The organism is Streptomyces sp. BRA346 (assembly GCF_052851135.1).
Map to the genome: position 1 here is coordinate 58321 of NZ_JAIWIH010000023.1, position 21804 is coordinate 80124.

At 72.3% G+C, this 21804-nt stretch carries 18 protein-coding genes; 2 read left to right on the forward strand and 16 right to left on the reverse strand.

The window, feature by feature from the left end:
- Positions 1-12: 12 nt before the first annotated feature.
- Positions 13-1566 (reverse strand): MocR-like pyridoxine biosynthesis transcription factor PdxR, encoded by a 1554-nt coding sequence (gene pdxR / locus LCH29_RS26085; RefSeq protein ID WP_446464152.1) that lies wholly within the window; start codon positions 1564-1566, stop codon positions 13-15.
- A gap of 47 nt (positions 1567-1613) precedes the next feature.
- On the opposite strand from pdxR, the gene LCH29_RS26090 reads away from it, so the two are divergent.
- The gene (locus LCH29_RS26090) at positions 1614-2096 is read left to right on the forward strand and encodes a carboxymuconolactone decarboxylase family protein (protein ID WP_123100332.1); all 483 of its coding nucleotides are present in this window, start codon (positions 1614-1616) and stop codon (positions 2094-2096) included.
- A 15-nt stretch (positions 2097-2111) separates the two neighbouring features.
- A complete protein-coding gene (locus LCH29_RS26095; RefSeq protein ID WP_446464153.1) occupies positions 2112-2897 on the forward strand; it encodes an isocitrate lyase/PEP mutase family protein in 786 nt (261 codons plus the stop codon).
- A gap of 75 nt (positions 2898-2972) precedes the next feature.
- Here the strand turns inward: LCH29_RS26095 and LCH29_RS26100 are convergent, their stop codons facing one another.
- The 15 genes from LCH29_RS26100 to purN all read right to left on the reverse strand — a co-directional run bounded on the left by LCH29_RS26100 (position 2973) and on the right by purN (position 21560).
- The gene (locus tag LCH29_RS26100; RefSeq protein ID WP_446464154.1) at positions 2973-3962 is read right to left on the reverse strand and encodes an ABC transporter substrate-binding protein; all 990 of its coding nucleotides are present in this window, start codon (positions 3960-3962) and stop codon (positions 2973-2975) included.
- Between the two features lies 1 nt (position 3963).
- On the reverse strand, positions 3964-5985 hold the full coding sequence (locus LCH29_RS26105) for an ABC transporter permease (protein ID WP_446464155.1): 2022 nt from the start codon (positions 5983-5985) through the stop codon (positions 3964-3966).
- A 46-nt stretch (positions 5986-6031) separates the two neighbouring features.
- A complete protein-coding gene (locus tag LCH29_RS26110) occupies positions 6032-7132 on the reverse strand; it encodes a quaternary amine ABC transporter ATP-binding protein (RefSeq protein ID WP_446464156.1) in 1101 nt (366 codons plus the stop codon).
- A complete protein-coding gene (locus LCH29_RS26115; RefSeq protein WP_446464157.1) occupies positions 7132-8718 on the reverse strand; it encodes a GMC family oxidoreductase in 1587 nt (528 codons plus the stop codon). Before LCH29_RS26115 ends, LCH29_RS26110 begins: the two co-directional genes overlap by 1 nt.
- A 201-nt stretch (positions 8719-8919) precedes the next feature.
- The gene (locus LCH29_RS26120) at positions 8920-10422 is read right to left on the reverse strand and encodes an aldehyde dehydrogenase family protein (RefSeq protein ID WP_446464158.1); all 1503 of its coding nucleotides are present in this window, start codon (positions 10420-10422) and stop codon (positions 8920-8922) included.
- Positions 10423-10728: 306 nt separating this feature from the next.
- Positions 10729-11535, reverse strand: coding sequence for a serine/arginine repetitive matrix protein 2 (locus tag LCH29_RS26125; protein WP_446464159.1), 807 nt, complete (start codon positions 11533-11535; stop codon positions 10729-10731).
- A gap of 144 nt (positions 11536-11679) precedes the next feature.
- The gene (locus LCH29_RS26130) at positions 11680-12471 is read right to left on the reverse strand and encodes a hypothetical protein (RefSeq protein WP_446464160.1); all 792 of its coding nucleotides are present in this window, start codon (positions 12469-12471) and stop codon (positions 11680-11682) included.
- Between the two features lies 1 nt (position 12472).
- Positions 12473-12892, reverse strand: coding sequence for a hypothetical protein (locus tag LCH29_RS26135; protein WP_446464161.1), 420 nt, complete (start codon positions 12890-12892; stop codon positions 12473-12475).
- Positions 12879-14606: a hypothetical protein gene (locus LCH29_RS26140; RefSeq protein WP_446464162.1), complete on the reverse strand. Its 1728-nt coding sequence runs from the start codon at positions 14604-14606 to the stop codon at positions 12879-12881. The genes LCH29_RS26135 and LCH29_RS26140 overlap by 14 nt, the downstream gene beginning before the upstream one ends.
- Positions 14607-14766: 160 nt before the next feature.
- Positions 14767-15756: a malate dehydrogenase gene (locus LCH29_RS26145; protein ID WP_009717128.1), complete on the reverse strand. Its 990-nt coding sequence runs from the start codon at positions 15754-15756 to the stop codon at positions 14767-14769.
- 275 nt (positions 15757-16031) lie between these two features.
- On the reverse strand, positions 16032-17336 hold the full coding sequence (locus LCH29_RS26150; RefSeq protein ID WP_446464163.1) for a helix-turn-helix domain-containing protein: 1305 nt from the start codon (positions 17334-17336) through the stop codon (positions 16032-16034).
- 424 nt (positions 17337-17760) lie between these two features.
- On the reverse strand, positions 17761-18342 hold the full coding sequence (locus LCH29_RS26155) for a DUF3017 domain-containing protein (RefSeq protein WP_446464164.1): 582 nt from the start codon (positions 18340-18342) through the stop codon (positions 17761-17763).
- Positions 18332-19219 carry a bifunctional methylenetetrahydrofolate dehydrogenase/methenyltetrahydrofolate cyclohydrolase gene (locus LCH29_RS26160; RefSeq protein WP_446464165.1) on the reverse strand — a complete coding sequence of 296 codons (888 nt, stop codon included), beginning with the start codon at positions 19217-19219 and terminating at the stop codon, positions 18332-18334. Before LCH29_RS26160 ends, LCH29_RS26155 begins: the two co-directional genes overlap by 11 nt.
- Before the next feature lie 134 nt (positions 19220-19353).
- Positions 19354-20916: a bifunctional phosphoribosylaminoimidazolecarboxamide formyltransferase/IMP cyclohydrolase gene (purH, locus tag LCH29_RS26165; protein ID WP_446464166.1), complete on the reverse strand. Its 1563-nt coding sequence runs from the start codon at positions 20914-20916 to the stop codon at positions 19354-19356.
- On the reverse strand, positions 20913-21560 hold the full coding sequence (gene purN / locus LCH29_RS26170; protein WP_446464167.1) for a phosphoribosylglycinamide formyltransferase: 648 nt from the start codon (positions 21558-21560) through the stop codon (positions 20913-20915). The genes purH and purN overlap by 4 nt, the downstream gene beginning before the upstream one ends.
- Positions 21561-21804 lie beyond the last annotated feature (244 nt).

The following is a 21804-nucleotide window of genomic DNA, read 5'->3' on the forward strand; positions in this document are numbered from 1 at the left end:
GGAGTCGCCCGTTCAGGGCAGCACCCGGCACAGCGCGTCCAGGGCGCCCGCGAAGGCGTGCTCGGGCGGCGCCCCATAGGCGAAGACCAGTTCGTCCGGCTCGGGTCCGCCCGCTCCCGGCGCGCCCGCCTCGCGGTACCGGTAGCGGTTCAGACCCTCCATGGCCAGGCCCTGCCAGGCCGCGCCCTGGAGGACGGAGCGCACGGTGCCCGGCGGCAGTTCGAGCACCGCGTGCAGTCCGGCCGCGATGCCCGTGACGCGCACCCGCGGAGCGCGTTCGGCCAGCGCCGCCACCAGCTGGTCGCGGCGCCGCTGGTAGCGCAGCCGCATCCCGCGCACATGGCGGTCGTACGCGCCCGAGGCGATGAACTCCGCGAGCGTCAGCTGGTCCAGCGCCCCCGACTGCCACTCCCCCGTCTGCTTGACCGCCAGCAGCCGGTCCAGCAGATGGTCCGGCACCACCATCCAGGCCAGCCGCAGCGCGGGCGCCAGGCTCTTGCTCGCCGTGCCCAGGTAGACCACCCGTTCCGGGTCCAGCCCCTGGAGCGCGCCCACCGGCTGGCGGTCGTAGCGGAATTCGCCGTCGTAGTCGTCCTCCAGCACCAGCCCATCGGTCCGGGACGCCCAGTCGACCACGGCGGACCGCCGGTCGGGATCCAGGGCGACGCCGGTGGGGAACTGGTGCGCGGGGGTGAGCAGCGCGGCCCGTACGTCGGTGAGGCTGTCCAGTTCGCCGGTGCGGGCACCCCGCCCGTCGACCGGCAGCGGCACGGTGCGCAGTCCACTGCGGCGCAGCACGCTCCAGTGGAGGTCGAGTCCGTAGGACTCGACGGCGATCGCGCGGTGGCCGTCCCTGTGCAGCGCCCGGCTGAGCAGGGCGAGTCCCTGGATGAACCCGGAGCAGACCACGATCCGTTCGGGCGCGGCCCGCACCCCGCGGGCGCGCGCGAGATAGTCGGACAGGACCCGGCGCAGTTCCGGCCGCCCGCTGGGGTCGCCGTAGTTGAAGGCGTCGCTGGGTGCCGCGGTCAGGGCGCGCCGGGCGGCGGACAGCCAGGCGGAGCGGGGGAAGGCGGAGACGTCGGGCGACCCGGCCCGCAGGTCGTACGCCGGGCGGGTGGCGGCCACGGCGGCGGCCGGTGGGGTGCGCGGCGGCGCGGGCTCGGGCGGGACGACGCGCCGGGCGACCCGGGTGCCGGAGCCCTGCCGGGCGGTGAGCCAGCCCTCGGCGACGAGTTCGCCGTAGGCGTCGGCCACCGTGTTGCGGGCGATGCCGAGGTCGGCGGCGAGGGTGCGGGAGGAGGGCAGCCGGGTGCCGGGGGCGAGGCGGCCGCTGCGTACGGCGTCGCGCAGGGAGCGGATGAGCGCGGCCCGCACCCCGGTGGTCCCGCCCCGCGGCAGGTCCAGATGCAGATCGGCGCCCAGCCCGCCCGGCTGCGCGTCCCCGGCCCCGGCCTCAGTCCCGGCCCCGGCCCCGGCCTCAGTCCCGGCCCCAGTCCCGGAACTCGCCCGTGCGGACCCGGACGTGGCCTTTCCGGGCCCGGAAGTGGCCCACGAATCCTCCATGAAAGTGGACCATACCCCTGGGCTGGTGAGGTTCTAGCGTGGACCGCATGACGACATCGGAGAGCACCTCCCCGCACGGTCCCCGGATGAGCTTCGCGCACGCCGCCCCCGCGGTCTACAAGGCCATGATCCAGCTGGACGCAGCGGCCCGTCAGGGTCTGGAGCCGTCGCTGACGGAGCTGGTCAAGATCCGCGCCTCGCAGATCAACCACTGTGCGTTCTGCATCGACATGCACATCAAGGACGCCCGGGCGGCGGGCGAGTCCGAGGAGCGGATCTATCTGCTCAACGCGTGGGAGGAGGCGGCCGGGGTCTACACCGAGAAGGAGCAGGCCGCGCTCGCCCTGACCGAGGCGGTCACCGTCCTGCCCGACGGCGTGTCGGACGAGGTGTACGACCGGGCCGCCAAGCACTTCGAGGAGCAGGAGCTGGCCCAGCTCATCGCGCTCATCTTCACCATCAACGCCTGGAACCGGATCGGGGTGACCACCCGCAAGGTCCCGGGTTCCTACAAGCCGACCGCGGGCTGAGAACGAGGGGGATCCATGACGACCAGCGCCACGGCCGAGGCCAGGGCGTTCCGGGCGATGCACCACGGCCGGGACGCGGAGTCGCCGCTCGTGCTGCCCGGTCCCTGGGACGCCGGTTCGGCCCGCGCCTTCGTGGACGCGGGCTTCCCGGCACTGGCGACGCCGAGCGCCGGGATCGCGGCGTCGCTGGGCTTCCAGGACGGCCGGACACCGGCCGAGGAGATGTTCGCCGCGGTGGCCCGGATCGTCCGGGCCGTGGAGGTGCCGGTATCGGCGGACCTGGAGAGCGGCTACGGCCTCGACGCCAAGGAGCTGGTCGAACGGCTGCTGGAGACCGGGGCGGTGGGCTGCAACCTGGAGGACTCCGACGCGCTGACCAAGCAGCTGACCGACCCGCGGGAGCAGGCGGACCGGCTGGCGGCGGTGCGGGCCGAGGCGGGCGACAGCCTGGTGATCAACGCCCGGATCGATGTCTTCGCCCGCGGCGAGTTCGCCCAGGGCGGGCCCGAGGACGCCGAGCGCGCGGCCGAGGCGGCGATCGAGCGCGGGCGGACCTATGCGGCGGCGGGCGCGGACTGTGTCTACCCGATCTTCGCGCCGCCGGAGCTGCTGCCCCGGTTCGCGGCCGCCGTCGGCGTACCGGTCAACGCGGCGGCCTTCGCACCGGACGGCCCCTCGCCCGCCGAGCTGGGGCGGCTCGGCGCCACCCGCGTCACCTTCGGCCCCCGGCTCTTCCGCGCGACGATGGCCGCCGCGCGCGACCTGGCACAGCAGCTGGGCCCCGCGCCGTCCACCCCATGAGGGGGACGATGCGGGGCCCGGCCGGGTGACGCCTTCGGGGGGCTCTTACGAAGACGCGCCTCTTTCAACAGCCGCCTAGCGCAGCCACTGCTTCCAGACGTCCGGGTGCGCCTTGACCCACTTCTCGGCCGCGTCCTGTGCCGACATCCCGTCCGAGGCGATCAGCTCGGATACCTCGTTCTGGTCCTTCTTGGTCCATTTGAACTTCTTCAGGAAGGCGGCGGCCTTGCCGCCCTCCTTCGCGAAGTCCGCGTTGAGGTACTTCTGGAGCGGGGTGGTCGGGTAGGCGCAGTCGAAGGAGTCGGGGTCCTTGGCGCCCTCCGCAGCACACTTGTCCGTGTACTTCGGCAGCTTCACCTCTTCCATCGGCACCTGGTTGAACAGCCACTGCGGCTCGTACCAGTACGACAGGAAGGGCTTCTTCTGCTTGGCGAACTGCTTGAGCTGGGTGATCTGGGCTGACTCCGAACCGGCGAAGACGATCTCGTAGTTCAGCTTCAGGTTCTTCACCAGCGCCTTGTCATTGGTGACATAGGACGGGGAGCCGTCCAGCAGCTGGCCCTTCCCACCGCTCTCCGCGGTCTTGAAGGTCTTGGCGTACTTGTTGAGGTTCTTCCAGTTGAGGACGTCCGGATGCTTGTCGGCGAAGTACTTCGGCACCCACCAGCCGATGTGGCCGGTGACGCCGAGGCCGCCGCCCGACGCGATCGTCTTCTTGTCCTTGACGTAGCGCTGTTCCTGCTCCGGGTGACCCCAGTCCTCCAGGATCGCGTCCACCCGGCCCTGGCTGAGCGCGTCCCACGCCGGAATCTCGTCCACCTGGACGGTGTCGACGTGGTAGCCCAGCTCATGCTCCAGCAGGTACTGGGCGACGGCCACGTTGGCCTGTGCGCCGACCCAGGACTGGACGGAGAGCGTCACACTCTTCGCGCCGCCCACATTGGCGTACGGCGAGGACTGCTTGGACATGTCCGCCGCGCCGCAGCCGGTCGCGGTGAGCAGGGCCGTGACCCCGGTGGCGGCCATCAGCAGCTGCCGACGGCGCGGGTTATGGGCCGTAGCCATCTCAGGCCCCCTTCTTCTCGCGGCGCGCGGTCGGCTGGGTCACCCGGTCGAGCATCAGCCCCAGGCAGACGATCGCCGCGCCCGCCACCAGACCGGTCGCCAGGTCGCCCTGCGCCAGGCCGAACAGCACGTCGTAGCCGAGCGCACCCGAGCCGACCAGACCACCGATGACGACCACGGCCAGCACCAGCACCACACCCTGGTTGACGGCGAGCAGCAGCGCCGGACGGGCCAGCGGCAACTGGACCTGGCGCAACTGCTGCCCCTGCGTGGCGCCGAGCGAGCGCGCCGATTCCAGCGCGGACGGGTCGACGTTCCGGATCCCCTGGGTGGTGATGCGGATGACGGCGGGCAGCGCGTAGACGATGGCCGCGGCCGCCGCCGGGGCGCGGCCGACGCCGAACAGCGCGACCACGGGGATCAGGTAAACGAACTGCGGCATGGTCTGGCACACGTCCAGCACCGGACGCAGTATGCGCTCCAGCCGGGCGCTGCGCGCGGCCCAGATGCCGATCGCGAAACCGAGGACCAGCGTGACGACCACGGCCGCCAGCACCTGGGACAGGGTGTCCATGGACGACTTCCACACGCCGAGCACGCCGATCGCGGCCATGGCGGCGGTGGCGGTCAGCGCGGTGGCCCAGGTGCCGATCAGCCAGGCCAGCGCCGCGACGATCAGCAGGACCCCGTACCACGGGATGCCCTGGAGCCCCTCACGCAGCGGGTCGAGGACCCACTTGAGGTAGTCCGCGGCCCATTCGGCGGTGCCGCCGATGACCGGCACACCGGTGTAGAGGTGGTCGACCATCCATTCCTTGAACTGGTTGACGGGTCCCTCGATGGCGACGGTCCAGCCGCCCGGCCAGGTCTGGGAGCCGCTCAGCCGTCCGGCGACGGTGATGACCGCGGTGATCACCGCGACACCCGCCCACGCGGGCCAGCCGCGCAGCAGCCGGGAGCCGCCCTCGGCCGGGGGCGTGCCGAGCCGCTCGCCCGCCGCCCCGATGGTGCGGTCCATCACGACGGCGAGGAGCACGATCGGGAGCCCCGCGGCGAGCGCCTTGCCGACGTCGACGCTGGACAGCGCCTGGTAGACGCGGTCACCGAGACCGCCGCCGCCGATCACGGACGTGATCACGGCCATGGACAGCGCCATCATGATCGTCTGGTTGATGCCCAGCATCAGTTCCTTGCGGGCCAGCGGGAACCGGGCGGACAGCAGCCGCTGCCGCCAGGTCGCGCCGAGCGAGGCCACGGCCTCCAGCACCCCGGCGTCCGCGCCGCGCAGGCCGAGGGCGGTGAGCCGGGCCATGGGCGGAGCCGCGTAGATCACGGTGGCCAGCACCGCGCCGGGCACGCCGTTGCCGAAGATCATCACAACGGGCAGCAGATAGGCGAACGCGGGCAGCACCTGCATGGTGTCCAGCACCGGACGCAGCGCCCGGAACGCCCACTCGGAGAGCCCGCCGGCCAGCCCCAGCAGTCCGCCGATGACGACGGAGGCGGCAACGGCCACGGTCATCAGCGCGAGCGTCTGCATCGTCGGCACCCACATGCCCAGCACTCCGCAGACGGCGAGGGACACGAAGGTCGTCACCGCGACCCGCACCCCCGCGAGCCGCCAGGCGAGCAGGGTCAGACCGGCGGTGACACCGGCCCAGCCGAGGGTGAGCAGGGCGACGTAGACGACGCGGACGCCGGTGATGATGGCCTGGCTGATGTGGCCGAAGAAGTAGAGGAAGATCCAGTGGCTGTCGCGGTTGTCGAGGATCCAGTCGCTGGCCTTTTCCAGCGGACCGGACACATCGACGGTCAGCGCGCCGGGCCAACTGGCACCGGCCCACTTGGCGTGGGCGAGCGGTACGAGCACGGCGGCGATCACGGCGAGCACCGCGAGCTTGCGGACGGTCCGGCTGCTGACGACCGTGCGCAGCAGCGACGGGCGCGCTTCGTCCGCGGCGGTCTTGCCCGCGGGCGGCCCGGTGCCGGGGTCGGTACGGGGGCGGGTGGTCGTCGCGCTCACACGCGCCTCCCGGTGCCGCCGGGCGGGAAGGGGGTCAGGGGCGTACTCATGCGGCGGTCGCCTCCTTCCCGTCCAGGCCCGCGACGACGCTGAGCAGGCAGGCGTGGTCGACGACGCCCAGGCAGCGGCCGCCGTCGACGACGCGCGCGGGGCCGCCGGAACGGGCCACGGCCTCGATCGCGTCGGCGACGGTGGTGCCCGGGGTCAGCGCGGGCCCGTCGTCCTTCTCGTCGGACGTCGCGGGGCGCATCGCGCGGCGCACGGTCAGCACCTGCTCGCGCGGCACATCGCGAACGAAGTCCCGTACGTAGTCGTCGGCCGGGGAGCCGACGATCTCCTCCGGGGTGCCGAGCTGCACGATGCCGCCGTCGCGCATCAGCATGATGCGGTCGCCGAGCCGCAGCGCCTCGCTGAGGTCATGGGTGATGAACACCATCGTCCGGCGCTCTTCGTGGTGCAGCCGGATGACCTCCTCCTGCATGTCGCGGCGGATCAGCGGGTCGAGCGCGCTGAACGGCTCGTCGAACAGCAGCACCTCGGGGTCGACGGCGAGCGCCCGGGCCAGGCCCACACGCTGCTGCTGACCGCCGGAGAGCTGGCCGGGGCGACGGTTCTCCAGGCCGCTGAGGCCGACCTTCTCCACCATCTCGGCGGCCTTGGCGCGGCGCTCGGCCTTGCCGACGCCCTGGATCTCCAGGCCGTAGGCGATGTTGTCGAGGACGGAGCGGTGCGGCAGCAGCCCGAAGTGCTGGAAGACCATGGCGGCGCGGTGGCGGCGCAGATCGCGCAGCCGGGCCTTGTCCATGGCCATGACGTCCTCGCCGTCGATCTTCAGCGTCCCGGAGGTCGGCTCGATCAGACGGGTGAGGCAGCGCACCAGGGTGGACTTGCCGGAGCCGGACAGTCCCATCACCACGAACACTTCGCCTGGTTCGACGTCGAAGGAGACGTCCCGGACGGCGGCCGTGCAGCCGGTACGGGCGCGCAGATCCGCGGCGGACAGCTCGGCGTCGGGCGAGCCGGGAACGCGGTCGGCCTTCGGGCCGAACACCTTCCACATGCCGCGCACCGAGAACACCGGGGTGCGGTCGCCGGTCTCAGAGGTCTTGGGGCTGTCGGGCGTCTCGGAGGCCAGGGTCGTAGCCATCACGCCTCACCTCCCGGAGCAAGCTGAGCGGCTCGGTCTCGCGATCGGTACCTGACCTGATCACGCTCACCGACCAGAAGGTCCGCACACTTCTCACCGACCATCAGTACTCCGATCATGGGGTTGACAGCGGGCATCGTCGGGAAGACGGACGCGTCCGCGATCCGGATGCCGGACAGGCCACGGATCCGCAGATCGGGGCCGACCACGGCGAGGTCGTCGTCGGTGGCGCCCATCTTGCAGGTGCCCGCGGGGTGGTAGACGGTGTGGGCGACCTTGCGGGCGTACTCGCTGATCTCCTCGTCCGAAGTGATCTCCGGGCCCGGGCACACCTCGCGCTTGAGCCAGCCGGCCAGCGGTTCGGTCTTGGCGATCTCGCGGGCGAGCCGAATGCCGTCGACCAGGGTGCGGCCGTCGTAGTCCTCCTCGTCCGTGAAGTAGCGGAAGTCGAGGGCGGGCTTGACCTCGGGGTCCGCGCTCGTCAGGTAGAGGCGGCCGCGGCTGCGCGGCTTGGGGATGTTGGGGGTCATCGACACGCCGTGCTCGGGCTTCTCGTAGCCCAGTCGCTCGGGGTTGTCGGTGAACGGGATCTGGTAGAAGTGGAACATCAGATCCGGACCCTTGGACTCCGGGTCGCGGCGTACGAACAGGCCGGCGTCCGAGTCCATCGCGGAGTTGTCCGGGATCGGGCCGTCCGTCTCCCACACGATCACCGACTCGGGGTGGTCGAGCAGGTTCTCACCGACTCCCGGCAGATCGACCTTGACGGGTATGCCCAGCGCCTCCAGGTCGGCCTTGGGGCCGATGCCGGAGTGCATCAGCAGCCGCGGGGTGTCCACCGCGCCCGCGCAGACCAGCACCTCGGTCCGCGCCTCGACGAGGATCTCCTCGCCGTCCTTGGTGCGGACGTGGACGCCGGTGGCCCGGCCGCTGTCGTCCAGCTCCAGCTGGTACGCCCAGGTCTCCAGCATGATGTGGAGGTTCGGCCGGTCGAGGAAGGGGTGCAGATAGGCGACCGACGCCGAGGAGCGCTTGTTGTTCTCCGGGTGGTACGAGAGGTCGAAGAAGCCGACGCCCTCGTGGAACGGCTTCTTGTTGAAGCCCTCGATGCGCGGCACGTCGGCGGCGGCCTGGGCGGCCTCCACGAAGTCCCGGGCGATCGCGTTCCGGTCCTTCTCGTCCACCGGAACGATGTTGTTGCGCAGCTTCTGGAAGTACGGGTCCATGGCGGTGGCGTCCCAGCCCTCGGCACCCGCCTCGGCCCACTCGTCCCAGTCGCCCGGCAGCGGTTTGAAGGAGATCAGCGTGTTGTGCGAGGAGCATCCGCCCAGCACCCGGGCGCGGCTGTGCCGGATGTGCGAGTTGCCGCGCGGCTGCTCGACGGTGGGGTAGTCGTAATCCAGGTCGCCGCCGAGCAGACCCAACCAGCGGCGCAGGGTGAGGACATCGGGGCGGTCGATGTCGGAGGGGCCACCCTCGATCACGGCGACGCGGACGTCCGGGTCCTCCGTGAGCCGGGAGGCGATCACCGATCCGGCGGTACCGCCGCCGATGACGACGTAATCGTATGCGTCAGGTACGGGCATGGTGGGAGTTACTCCTCGCGGTCTTCCGGTCTTCCGGGACGGCCCGCACGGGTGCGGACCGTGGGCCGTCCCCGGAGGGAGATGGGGGTTGCGGACGAAGGGGGAGTCGCCGGACGCCGTCACCGGACACGACGGGGCCCGGGCCCGGCGGGAGGTCCGGGCCCGGCCGTGCCGCCCCGGGCGGGGGCCGGTGGCGGGGCGTCAGCCGCCGAACCAGCGCACCGGGCTGGGCCGCAGGTTCTCGTAGACATGCTTGGTCTCGCGGTACTCGTCCAGGCCCGCCGGGCCCAGCTCGCGCCCGACGCCGGACTTGCCGAAGCCGCCCCATTCGGCCTGCGGGAGGTAGGGGTGGAAGTCGTTGATCCACACGGTGCCGTGACGCAGCCGCGCGGCGACCCGGCGGGCGCGCGCGGTGTCGGACGACCAGACCGCGCCGGCCAGGCCGTATTCGGTGTCGTTGGCGAGCGTCACAGCCTCATCTTCGGTGCTGAAGGACTCCACCGAAAGGATCGGGCCAAACGTTTCTTCGCGGACGACCCGCATCTCACGGTGGCACTGGTCGAGCACGGTCGGCAGGTAGAAGTAACCGCTCGCGGGGCGGACGTCGGACGGCTCGGGCTGCTTGCCGCCGGTCCGCAGCACCGCGCCCTCCTCCAGGGCGGACGCCACGTACGCCTGGGTCTTGGCGAGCTGCTGGGCCGAGACGAGCGGACCGCACTCGACACCCTCTTCGGTGCCGCGGCCCAGCTTGATCTTCTCGGCACGGCGGACCAGCTCGGCGACGAACCGCTCGCGCACCGACTCCTCGATGATCAGCCGGGCACCGGCCGAGCAGACCTGGCCGCTGTGGATGAAGGCGGCGTTCAGCGCCTGGTCGACGGCGGTGTCGAAGCCCTCGTCGGTGGCGCAGGCGTCGGCGAAGACGACGTTCGGGTTCTTGCCGCCCAGTTCCAGGGCGACCTTCTTCACGCTGGGCGCGGCGGCCTGGGCCACCTTGGTGCCGCTGACCAGACCGCCGGTGAAGGACACCAGGTCCACATCCGGGTGCTCGGACAGCCGGGCGCCGACCGGGTCGCCCGCGCCGGTCACCAGGTTGGCCACACCGTTCGGCAGGCCCGCCTCGACCAGCAGCTGCACCATGTGGACGGTGGACAGCGGGGTCACTTCGCTGGGCTTGATGACGAAGGTGTTGCCCGCCACGAGCGCCGGGGCCACCTTCCAGCTGGCCTGGAGCAGCGGATAGTTCCAGGGCGTGATCATCGCGCACACGCCGACCGGCTCGTGCACCACGACGCTGTGCACATCGGGGCTACCCGCGTCGACCACGCGGCCGGGCGACTCGCCCGCGGCCAGGTCGGCGAAGTAGCGGAAGGCGTTGGTCACGTCGTCGACGTCGACCCGGCCCTCCTCCAGGGTCTTGCCGGTGTCGCGGCTCTCCAGGAGCGCGATCACCTCCCGGTCGCGCTGGAGCAGATCGGCGACCCGCCGCAGCAGGGCCGCCCGCTCGGCGACGGGGGTGTGCGGCCAGGGGCCGCTGTCGAAGGCGCGGCGCGCGGCGGCGATGGCCGCGTCGGTGTCCTCGGCGCCGCCCTCGGCCACGACCGCGAGCGTGGTGGCGTCCGCGGGGTCGAGAACCTCCCGCTGCGCGCCGGATGCGGCCGCCCGCCACACCCCGTCCACATGAATGGTCTCGACTGCCGACACGTCTACCTCAGCCTTCTGGTGTTGCGAGCGTTTCTGCTGGCCACGCCAGCAACAGGGACCCCTTACCGGTTGCGCGAAACGTATGCGCAAATTTTTCTTGAAAGTGGCACGGCTCACGCGAGGCGGAGGTAGAGGCGGTCCAGGGGGTGCCTTGTCGATCAGGCCGGATCAGCGAGCGGCGTCAGGGGGCCCCTCCCAGCGGTAGCTGGGGGAGCGACGAGCGCGGGGCCGCGAGGTGCCGCCCGCCGCGGCAGCGGCTGATGTCACAGCGGCGTCGCGAGCCCGGCATGATCGGCAAGGCACCCCCTACGAAGCGGTGCAGTAGGCGGTGGGGCAGAAGGTCTTCAGCACGGTGTCATGGAGCGACTGCTCCTCCGCCCGGTCGTCGGCGGGGCCGATGATCAGCACCGCGTACATGGTGCCGTTCTGCGCGGCGAAGCGGCGGTCGAGTATCCGGCGGGCGCCGGACTCCTTGCTCTGGTACGTGTACTCCAGCTGGGCGGGGGCCATCGCGGCCGCGCCCAGCTGGGCGAGGGTGATCTGCTCGTAGCCGCGGCTGCGGGCCGCCAGCCGCTCGGCCTCCTGCGCCGACTCGTACGGGGTGGACTCGGGGCCGTGCAGCTCGAAGACCTGGATCATGGTGGAGTCGTCGGGCGAGGTGTAGAAGACGCTCGGCCCCTCTACCGTCCGCCGCCATCCCTCGGGGACGGCGATGTCGAAGCCCTCCGGGTCGCGCTCGGTGCTGAAGCCCGCGGGCGGCGCGGAGCCCGTCAGGGACGGCACCGCCGAGGCGGACGCATCCGGCGACCCGGACGGATACGCCGAGGGCAGGCCGGACGGCGAGGCGCTCGGCAGCCCCGACGGCAGCTCGGTGGGCGCGCCGGTCTCGGGCGCGGGATAGACATCGCCCGGCGCGGTGGCGTCCGCGGACGCCGAGGGCGTGGGGGTCGCGCGGTCCCAGGGCAGCGGGGCCGCCTGGTTCCGAGTCGTTCCGTCACCGCCGAACGCCACCCAGCCGGAGAACGCGATCCCCGCGGTCAGGAACACCGTGACCGCGACCGCCTGCACCACCCGCCGCGTCTCCGCGCCCGGCTCCGAACCCCCGTCAGACATGCCTGCTCCCCCTACATCGCATTTTTCTACCCATAAGCCGAGTTAACCGAGTAAGCCGACATACGGTTTACCCAGTATGCGCGCTTCGGCCACGTCCGCTACCGCGCCGATGCCGGATAGTTCGCCACCGGAGATGTACGCGCGTCAGCCCGCCGGGCAGTATGCGGTGGGGCAGAACGCGCCCAACGCGACCCGCTGCCGCTCCACTTGACGCGGCCACTCATCGGACGGGCCCGCCACCAGCACCGCGTACTGCACGCCATCCGGCCCGGTGAAGGCACGGTCGACGACGCGGCGCTGCCCGTATTTCTCGCTGCGGTAGCCGTATTGCAGCTCCGCGTCGGCATCGTCGCCCGGGCCGAGCCGCTTCAGCCCGTACCGCTTGTAGCCCGGGTTCTTCTTGAGGCTGGTCTCGGCCTGCTTCAGCGCCTCGTACGGGGTGACCTGCGGACTGGTCAGGGCGAAGACCTGGAGCAGACGGCTCGCGTCGGACGACTCGTAGAAGACCCCCGTATCGCGCTTGACGCGCTGCCAGCCCACCGGGACGTCCAGCGTGAACCCTTCCGGGTCCGCGGTGCGCTGATACCCCTCCGGTGGCCCGCTGCCCGCGACGGCCGACCCCGACGGCGACGCGGACGGCGGCCCCGACGACGGCACGGCATCGGACGGCGAGGGCGAGCCGCTGTCCCAGCCGGACGCGGTCGCGCTCGGGCCGCTGCTCTCGTTCGCCGTGTCATCGCCGCCGTCCGCCAGCAGGTGCCAGGTGCCGACGCCGATGCCGCTGAGCAGCACGACGGCCAGCACCACGAGCAGCACCGGCCCCCGGTGCGGGCTGGGCGGCCGTCTGCCCGGGGCGGGCGGCTCGGCACCCTCCCCCACCCAGCGCTGCGCGGCCTCGTCCCAGCGGGGGCCGCGCTCGTCACTCGGCGTGCTCATCTCAGCCGCCCAGCAGCGCGCCGACCGCCTGGCCGACCGCGACGCCCGACGCCAGCATGCCGATCCCGGCCCCGGCGTCCTGCAACAGCACCCGGAGCCGGGCGAGGCGGCCCGCCCCGGCGCGGCCGGTGCGCCGGATCTCGTCCTGGGCACCGGCCAGTTCGTCCGACAGCGCACCGAGCTCGGGGGTGGCGACCAGCCGCTCCAGGTCGGCGGAGAGCTGCTGGACGGCGCGCAGCAGCTCCTCGTACGCGGGGTCGCAGGCGGCGCGCTCCTGCGGCCCGTTCACGATGTGGTTGTGGTCGCCGATGCCGACGACACCGCCGCGCACATTGCCGATGCGGATGTTCCCGAACCGCGGCCCGCCCTGGCCTCCGGCCGTGCCCGCGCCGCTGTCCTCGTCCCTCTCAGCCGTCCCCATGGCCGCCTCCCCCTCCGTTGCCCCTGGTGTTGCTCACCGTGTTGTTGTCGCCGACGGTGATGGCGCTGTCCTGCGCGGACTCGATGAAGATGCCGCCACCGCTCACGTTGATGATCTTCTGCTCGAACTCGCCGGTCTCCCATCCGGCTTCGTCCAGCGCCTGCCGCACCCCGTTGGCCACCCGGTCCTCGACGCTCTTCAGATAGCGGCTGACGTCCATCTCCTGGAAGAGCGAGGCGCCCTCGTCGCTGCCCAGCTCGCGCACGGACTTCCAGGGCCCGTCGGGGATGGCCGCGGCATAGGCGCCCGTGTACGTCCGCACCAAGAAGGCGATCATCCGGAAGCCGTGGATCAGCACGCGGCCCGCGGCCGTGGGCGTCCGGGCCACCGCCCACAGCACCTTGCCCGGCAGCCCGCCGCGGCGGTGGGAGTCGGTGAGCCGGTCGATCGCGCGGAAGTCCGGGCGGATCGGGCGCAGCACATGCGGCGCGAACTCCACCATCAGCATGCCGCCCTGGGTGTGCACCCGGACGAAAACGGTGGTGACGACCTCCTCCTGCCAGGCTCCGACCCGGATGCGCAGGAAGTGCCGCCGGACCTCGCCGCCCTCCTCGACCGCCTCCGCCCGCTCCCGCTCGAAGTGCGCCTCGCCGTGCGGCGCGAGGGAGCGGCTGCGCAGCCCGGTGGCCTTCACGAACACGCACTCGTCCAGCTCCAGACCGCGCAGCCGGTCGCGGACCTCGACCGGCTGCCGCGGCACCGTGGCGGTGCGGGCGCCGTTCCGGGCGGGGGTCCTGGCGGACGGGGTGCGCAGGTTTTCCACCAGCGGCCGGATCCGCTCCAGGATCTCCCGGTTGTCGAGCGGCACCGTCGTACGGCCCTCGCGCGGGCGCAGCTCGACCGCGAGCGTCCACGTGGCGTGCGCGGTGCCCGCCCCGAGGAAGGGGTGCTGATCGTGGTAGAGGATCACGGGCGCGTGCTGCTCGCGCCGGATCAGTTCCCGCACCCGCCGGAAGCGGGCGCTGCCGGAGCGCTCGGCGGGGTCCTCGGCCGGAGCGGCGAAGGTCCGCGGATCGAGGTCGGCGGACAGCACCCGGGCCACGTGCTCGCGGTGCAGGGCGACCGCCGCGGCCATCGCGGTGGGGATCAGCAGCGCCGCCCAGGCGGCCCCGGCGCCCGCCCCGGCCGTCAGTCCCGACAGCGAGGTGCTCTCCTCCAGGGCGCTGGGCTCCGGGTCGTCCGTCAGGACCAGCTCCAGCGCGGAGGACACGTAGGCGATGAGCAGCAGCACCCCGAACACCCGCAGCACCGCGGCCAGCCGCCGCCGGGCGGGCGCGATCCCGTCGGAGCCCGGATAGTCGGCGCGGAAGGGGCCCGAGGCACCGCCCCTGGCCCACGTCGCCAGCAGCAACAGCCCGCAGGACAGCAGGAAGATGACGAAGAAGCCCTTGGCCAGCAGGAGGTGCAGCGCCCAGAGGGCGATCAGCAGCAGGGTCCAGCCCGCCTCCAGACGGCGGGCGCGCAGCGCGTGGGCGAGCACCCGGGAGGCGTCGATGCCCAGCGACGGCGCCACGACGCGCTCCTCGTGGACCAATAACTCGTCCACGACGGTGTCCCGGAAGTCATCGTCCAGATACGCCCCCGCGCACAGCAGACGCGTGGCCTCACTGGCCGCGTGTCTGGACGCGTGATCACTACGACTGCCTGAGCCCATGCTCTCCCCCCGAGGCCGGCGTCAACCCCTCTTACGGTAGGAGACGGTGGGGCGCAAGGACAGGGAATAGCCGAAGGGTCACTCTCCGGAGTGAATAACGGAGGGTGACCCTTCAGAAGTCCGCAACGGGGTGGGGCTCAGAAGTCCGCGGCGGGGTGCGTCAGATGAGGCCCAGACCGCGCACGGCCTCGCGCTCCTCCTCCAGCTCCTTCACCGACGCGTCGATGCGAGTGCGGGAGAACTCGTTGACGTCCAGGCCCTGGACGATCTCGAACTGCCCGTCCTTGGCGGTGACCGGGAAGGACGAGATCAGGCCCTCCGGCACGCCGTACGAGCCGTCGGAGACCACACCGGCCGAGGTCCAGTCACCGGCGTCGGTGCCGTTGACCCACGTGTGGACGTGGTCGATGGCGGCGTTGGCGGCGGAGGCGGCCGAGGACGCGCCCCGGGCCTCGATGATCGCGGCGCCGCGCTTGGCGACGGTCGGGATGAAGGTGTCGGCCAGCCACTGCTCGTCGTTGACGACCTCGGCGGCGTTCTTGCCCGCGACCTCGGCGTGGAAGACGTCCGGGTACTGGGTGGCGGAGTGGTTGCCCCAGATCGTGAGCTTCTTGATCTCGCCGACCGGCACCCCGGTCTTCTGGGCGAGCTGCGACAGCGCGCGGTTGTGGTCCAGGCGCGTCATCGCGGTGAAGCGGTCGCCCGGTACGTCCGGGGCGGCGGCCTGGGCGATCAGCGCGTTGGTGTTGGCCGGGTTGCCCACGACCAGGACCTTGATGTCGTCCGCCGCGTGGTCGTTGATGGCCTTGCCCTGCGGCTTGAAGATGCCGCCGTTGGCCTCCAGCAGGTCGCCGCGCTCCATGCCCTTGGTGCGCGGGCGGGCGCCGACCAGCAGCGCGACGTTGGCGCCGTCGAAGGCGACGTTCGGGTCGTCGGAGATGTCCACGCCGCGCAGCAGCGGGAACGCGCAGTCGTCCAGCTCCATCGCGGTGCCCTCGGCCGCCTTCAGCCCCTGGGGAATCTCCAGAAGCCGCAGTTTCACCGGCACGTCGGCGCCGAGGAGCTGACCGGAGGCGATGCGGAAGAGCAGCGCGTAGCCGATCTGGCCTGCCGCGCCGGTGACGGTGACATTGACGGGAGTGCGGGTCATGGCGGTCTCCTGCGCTGTGTTTGTCCGAGATCTCTTGGTGTCGAGATACCTGCGTCAGGCTATCCGACGGCGGAGCGCGCGCATCCCCGGGCCTCTGTGTCGCTTCTCACCGGTCACGCCCCGGCGGCCGTCTGCCAGGAGGGGGAGTACAGACGGCCGCCCGGTGCCGCACCCGTGGGGGGTCGGCCTGCGTCTGCCCCGATTCCCCGGCGCCATTCCCTCCCGCCGGAAAATTCCCCCGGACGGGTCCGCGGCGGGCTCGGCGCACCGCTCTGTCACCCCTGAGGAGCCCCTTGGGCGGTGCCCTGCGGGGTGCCCTGGGCAGCGCCCTGCGGGGTGCCCTGGGCAGCGCCCTGCGGGGTGCCTTCCCGCGGCGTGCAGCCGCGCTGTCCGCCGGCGAGGGTCGCGCACGCGGTGGCCCGCGGGTTGGCGTCCGCCGTGACCATCCGGGTGTACGCGTCGCCGTCCGCGTCCACCTTGCCGCGCTCGGTACGGTCCTGCCCGCCGCCCTTGGCGGGGGCGCCGACCTCGACCAGATCGCCGGGGGCCGCCTGGGCGATGCGGGCCCACGCGGCGCCGCAGACCTTGCTGTAGCGGACCTCGATGTACGCCGTCCCGACCATCGCGTTCGCTGTCGTCCTGGCGTACTTGCCGCCGCAGCCCATGGCCTCGGGGTCCTTGCCCGCACAGCCGTTCCCGGAGCACTTCACCCCGGCCGGGAGCCGGGAGGCGGTGGTGGCGGGGGACGTGACCGGCTTCCGGTCCCGCTTCTCGTCGTCGCCCTGACCGACCAGGAGGACCGCTCCGGCCACGATCAGCAGCGTGCCGACGACGCCCCCGGCGAACAGCGCGATACGGCGCCGGGGCCGCTCCGCGGGGCGCGGCGGCCCCGGCTCGTCGACCCCGGGCGGTACGGGCGGTGTGGGCGACGCGGGCGGCGCGCTCGATACGGGTGGTGCGGGCGGCGCGTCGGGTACGGGCAACGTGGGCCACGCGCGCGAGGACGCCGCCGGAACGGGCTCCACCAGGGGCTGTTCGGGTTCGGGAACGTCAACACCCTGGACGCCCTGCACGGTCCGGGCGCCCTGGTCGGCCGGAGCACTCTGAGCGCCCTGACCAGGCTGAGCGTTCTGGCCGCTCCGAGCGTTCCGGTCGCCGGTGGACACGTCGGCGGCCGGGCGGGACTTCGCCGACTTGCGTCCGTTCTTCTTCTCCGCCCCCTTCTCCGCCGGCGGCGGCGCGAACTCCTCCAGCGCCGCCCGCGCCCGGTCGACCCGGATCGCCTCCATCGTGACGTCGTGCCGCATCTCGGCGCGGCTCCAGGCCCGCTCCGCCAGCTCCCACAGGATGCCGAGGTGACCCGCGTCCGCCCCCGTCGCCTCGGCCAGCGCCTCCACCGCGCCCTGCGGCGGCAGGAGTCTGCCGCCGAGGTAGCGCTCCCAGGAGGTCTTGCTGTAGCCCGTGCGGTCGGCGATGGCCACGACGCTCAGACCGCTGCGGTCGACGAGTCCGCGTAACTGCCCGGTGAACTCCCGCACCTGCGGGTCGAGTTCCTCCGGCAAGTCCCTCCAACGAGGCATGTGCCTCCCCCTGTCCCCCCGTACGTACCTGGTGGTTCCCCTTGGTCTGGTCCCCGTGCCGGCTTCCCGGGGCGTCGATCTGACTACCCAAAGAGATGCCTTGCCCCAGGATGTCAGTTCTCCCCGCAGGGGCGCATCGGAGCATTTCGGGCCCGGGGGCGTACTCCCCCGGCGCCGGCTCATCGTTGCGCAGCCGATACCTCGTTGCGGAACGGTCACTTCCGAGCCACAGGGGTTCGACGTCCATTGATCCCGCACAGCTGACACACAACCCTGTTCACCAGGCGGTCCGTCCTTCTTCGGGGGAGAGGGCGGACCGCCGACCGGACCGCGGGGGATGCGAACAAGCCAACGGCGGCCCGTCCTCCCGCGGGGGGTGAGGACGGGCCGCCGTTCGGCTGACGGGCCGCGCGGAGGGCGCGGACTAGCGGACCGTGAAGTGCACCACGTCCTGAAGGAACGGAAGCTTGATCCAGGGGTTCGGCTGGACCATCAGCGACAGCAGCAGGATCACCGCGCCGAGCCCGCCGTACGTCAGCAGGTCGGTGAAGCGCGACCGTACGGCCAGCATCCCCACCTCCGGCAGCGCCCACCGCAGCGCCGCGCCCGCCAGCAGGGACAGCCCGATCAGCGCCGTGCCCAACCGGTATCCGTCCAGCGCGACGATCAGCAGCCCCAGCGCGACGCCGCCCACCACCGCCAGGAACGGCCACTGCCGGGCGGCCGACGGGGCGCTGCCGGGCGCGGCCCGGCCGCCGCCCTGCGGGCGCGCGGTGTCCCGGGTGATCAACGGGAAGCGGCGGGACTTGCGGAGCAGCAGCCCGGGCAGTTCCGCGACGATCGGCTTGCCTCCCGGGGCCGCAGCACCCGCCGGGGCCTGAGCGCCCGCCGGGCCCGTGGCCGCCGAGTCTGCGGAGTCTTCGGCCGCCGCCCGAGCGGTCCGAGCCGCCTGGCCCGTCTGCCCCGCCTGACCGCTCGCGGGGTCTTCGCTCGCCTCAGCCGTCATGACCGGCACCGCCGTCGGCGGCCGCCTTCGCGTCCCGCTCGGCCGCCTCCACGACGTTGACCAGCAGCTGAGCGCGCGTCATGGGGCCGACGCCGCCCGGGTTCGGCGAGATCCAGGCCGCGACCTCGGCGACATCGGGGTGCACATCGCCGGCGATCTTGCCGTGCTCGTCCCGGCTGACGCCCACGTCGAGCACCGCGGCGCCCGGCTTGACGTCCTCGGCCCTGACCAGGTGCCGCACCCCGGCGGCCGCCACGATGATGTCGGCCTGGCGCAGCTGCGCGGCCAGGTCACGGGTGCCGGTGTGGCACAGGGTGACCGTCGCGTTCTCGGAGCGGCGGGTGAGCAGCAGCCCGATCGACCGGCCGACGGTGATGCCGCGACCGACGACCACCACGTGCGCCCCGTTGATCTCCACGCCGTGGTGGCGCAGCAGCTGGATGATGCCCTGCGGCGTGCACGGCAGCGGCGCGGTCTCGTTCAGCACCAGCTTGCCGAGGCTCATCGGGTGCAGCCCGTCGGCGTCCTTGGCCGGGTCGATCAGCTCCAGCACCCGGTTGGTGTCGATGCCCTTGGGCAGCGGCAGCTGGACGATGTAGCCCGTGCAGGCCGGGTCCTCGTTCAGCTCGCGGACCGCCGCCTCGATCTCCTCCTGGGTGGCGGTGTCGGGCAGGTCGCGGCGGATGGACGCGATGCCGACCTGGGCGCAGTCGCGGTGCTTGCCCGCGACGTACCACTTGCTGCCCGGGTCGTCGCCGACGAGCAGGGTTCCGAGGCCGGGATGGACGCCCTTGGCCTTCAGCGCCTCCACGCGGCTGACGAGATCGGACTTGATCGCGGCGGCGGTTGCCTTGCCATCGAGAATCTGGGCGGTCATGGCTTCATCCTCCCGGATGCGGGGACATCGATTCCACTCAGGTCCCGTGCGAGGGGTTGGAGTGGGGGTGGGCGGCGGAGGCCGCACCCCTGATCTCGGGGTGCGGCCTCCGGGTCGTCACGTCGCGGGACCGCTCAGTGGAAGAAGTGCCGCGTACCGGTGAAGTACATGGTGACGCCCGCCTTGCGGGCCGCCTCGACCACCTGCTCGTCACGGACCGAGCCGCCCGGCTGCACCACGGCCTTGACGCCCGCCTCGGCCAGCACCTCGAAGCCGTCCGGGAACGGGAAGAAGGCGTCGGACGCGGCGTACGCACCGGCCGCCCGCTCCTCGCCCGCCCGGGCCACGGCCAGCTTCGCCGAGTCGACGCGGTTGACCTGGCCCATGCCGACGCCGACCGTGGCGCTGTCCTTGGCGAGCAGGATCGCGTTGGACTTGACCGCCCGGCAGGCGCGCCAGGCGAAGGCCAGCTCGGCGAGGCCGTCGGCGTCCAGTGCCTCGCCGCTCGCCAGGGTCCAGTGGGCCGGGTCGTCGCCCTCGGCCTGGAACCGGTCCTTGGCCTGCATCAGCGTGCCGCCCTCGATGGGGCGCCGCTCGGTGGCCACGGCGGGGGCGTCGGCGCAGCGCAGCACGCGGATGTTCTTCTTGCGGGCCAGCACCTCGACCGCGCCGTCCTCGTACGCGGGGGCGACGATGACCTCGGTGAAGATCTCGGCGACCTGCTCCGCCATGGCGACCGACACCGGGCGGTTGACGGCGATCACACCGCCGAAGGCCGACAGCGAGTCGCAGGCGTGCGCCTTGCGGTGCGCCTCGGCCACATCCGCGCCGGTGGCGATCCCGCAGGGGTTGGCGTGCTTGATGATCGCGACGCACGGGTCGGCGTGGTCGTACGCGGCGCGGCGGGCGGCCTCGGTGTCGACGTAGTTGTTGTACGACATCTCCTTGCCGTGCAGCTGCTCCGCGTGCGCGAGGCCCGTACCGCTGCCGTCGCTGTAGAGCGCGGCGGGCTGGTGCGGGTTCTCGCCGTAGCGCAGGACCTGCTGCCGGGTGAAGGTCGCGCCGGTGAAGTCCGGCCAGTCGCCCTCGTCGGCCGCGTAGTTGTCGGCGAACCAGTTGGCCACCGCCACGTCGTACGCAGCGGTGTGCTGGAACGCCTCGGCCGCCAGGCGCTTGCGCCGCTCCAGGTCGAAGCCGCCGTCGGCGGCGGCCTTGAGCACGTCGCCGTACGCGGCCGGGTTGACGACGACCGCCACGGACGGATGGTTCTTGGCGGCGGCGCGGACCATCGACGGACCGCCGATGTCGATCTGCTCGACGCACTCGTCGGGCGAGGCGCCCGAGGCGACCGTCTCGCGGAACGGGTAGAGGTTGACGACGACCAGCTCGAACGGCTCGACGCCCAGCTCGGCGAGCTGGTCGCGGTGCGCGTCGAGGCGCTGGTCGGCGAGGATGCCCGCGTGGACGCGCGGGTGCAGGGTCTTGACGCGGCCGTCCAGACACTCGGGGAAGCCGGTCAGCTCCTCGACCTTGGTCACCGGAACGCCCGCCGCAGCGATCTTCGCGGCCGTCGAGCCGGTGGAGACGAGCTGGACACCCGCCGCGTGCAGCCCTTGGGCCAGCTCCTCCAGCCCCGTCTTGTCGTACACGCTGACCAGCGCGCGGCGGATGGGCCGCTTGGTACCTTCGGCGGTCACGGGATCCTTACCTTTCGTCCCTCAATGCGATAGCCGTGACGCGCCAGACGCCCCACGACCTCGACGAGCAGCGAGCGCTCGACTTCCTTGATCCGCTCGTGCAGAGCGGACTCGTCGTCCTCGTCCCGGACCTCGACCACGCCCTGGGCGATGATCGGGCCGGTGTCGACCCCGTCGTCGACGAAGTGGACGGTGCACCCGGTCGCCTTCACGCCGTACGCGAGCGCGTCGCGCACCCCGTGGGCGCCGGGAAAGCTGGGCAGCAGGGCCGGGTGGGTGTTGACACACCGGCCGCCGAAGCGGGCCAGGAACTCCTTGCCCAGGATCTTCATGAACCCCGCCGAGACCACCAGGTCCGGCTCGTACGCGGCCGTACGGTCCGCCAGCGCCGCGTCCCACTCGGCGCGGCTCGCGTAGTCCTTCACGCGGCACACGAAGGTGGGGATGCCGGCGCGCTCGGCGCGCTCCAGTCCGGCGATGTCGCCGCGGTCGGCGCCGACGGCCACGACCTCGGCGCCGTACGCCGCGGCGCCGTCGTCGGCGATGGCGTCGAGGAGCGCCTGGAGGTTCGTACCGGAGCCGGAGACGAGGACGACGAGGCGGGCAGGGGACCCGGGACGGGCGGGGAAGGGCGGGGAGGCCACGGCGGGGATCTTTCTCGCGGGCGGTGCTGCCGTTTGTGTGGTCGTACAAGGTCATGGCCTGTTGAATTCGGGGAACTCTACGAAGCCGCCGACCGTCAGCAACGATACCGGCACACGAAGCGGCCCCCGGGGGACGGGGGCGGGCACGGGAGGTAGCGTCTGGACTGGGAATCCAACTGATGCCGTGGGAACGACCGTCGCGCCCGCCCCGCCGAACCGTGCGGCAGGAGCCGTACCCGGACCG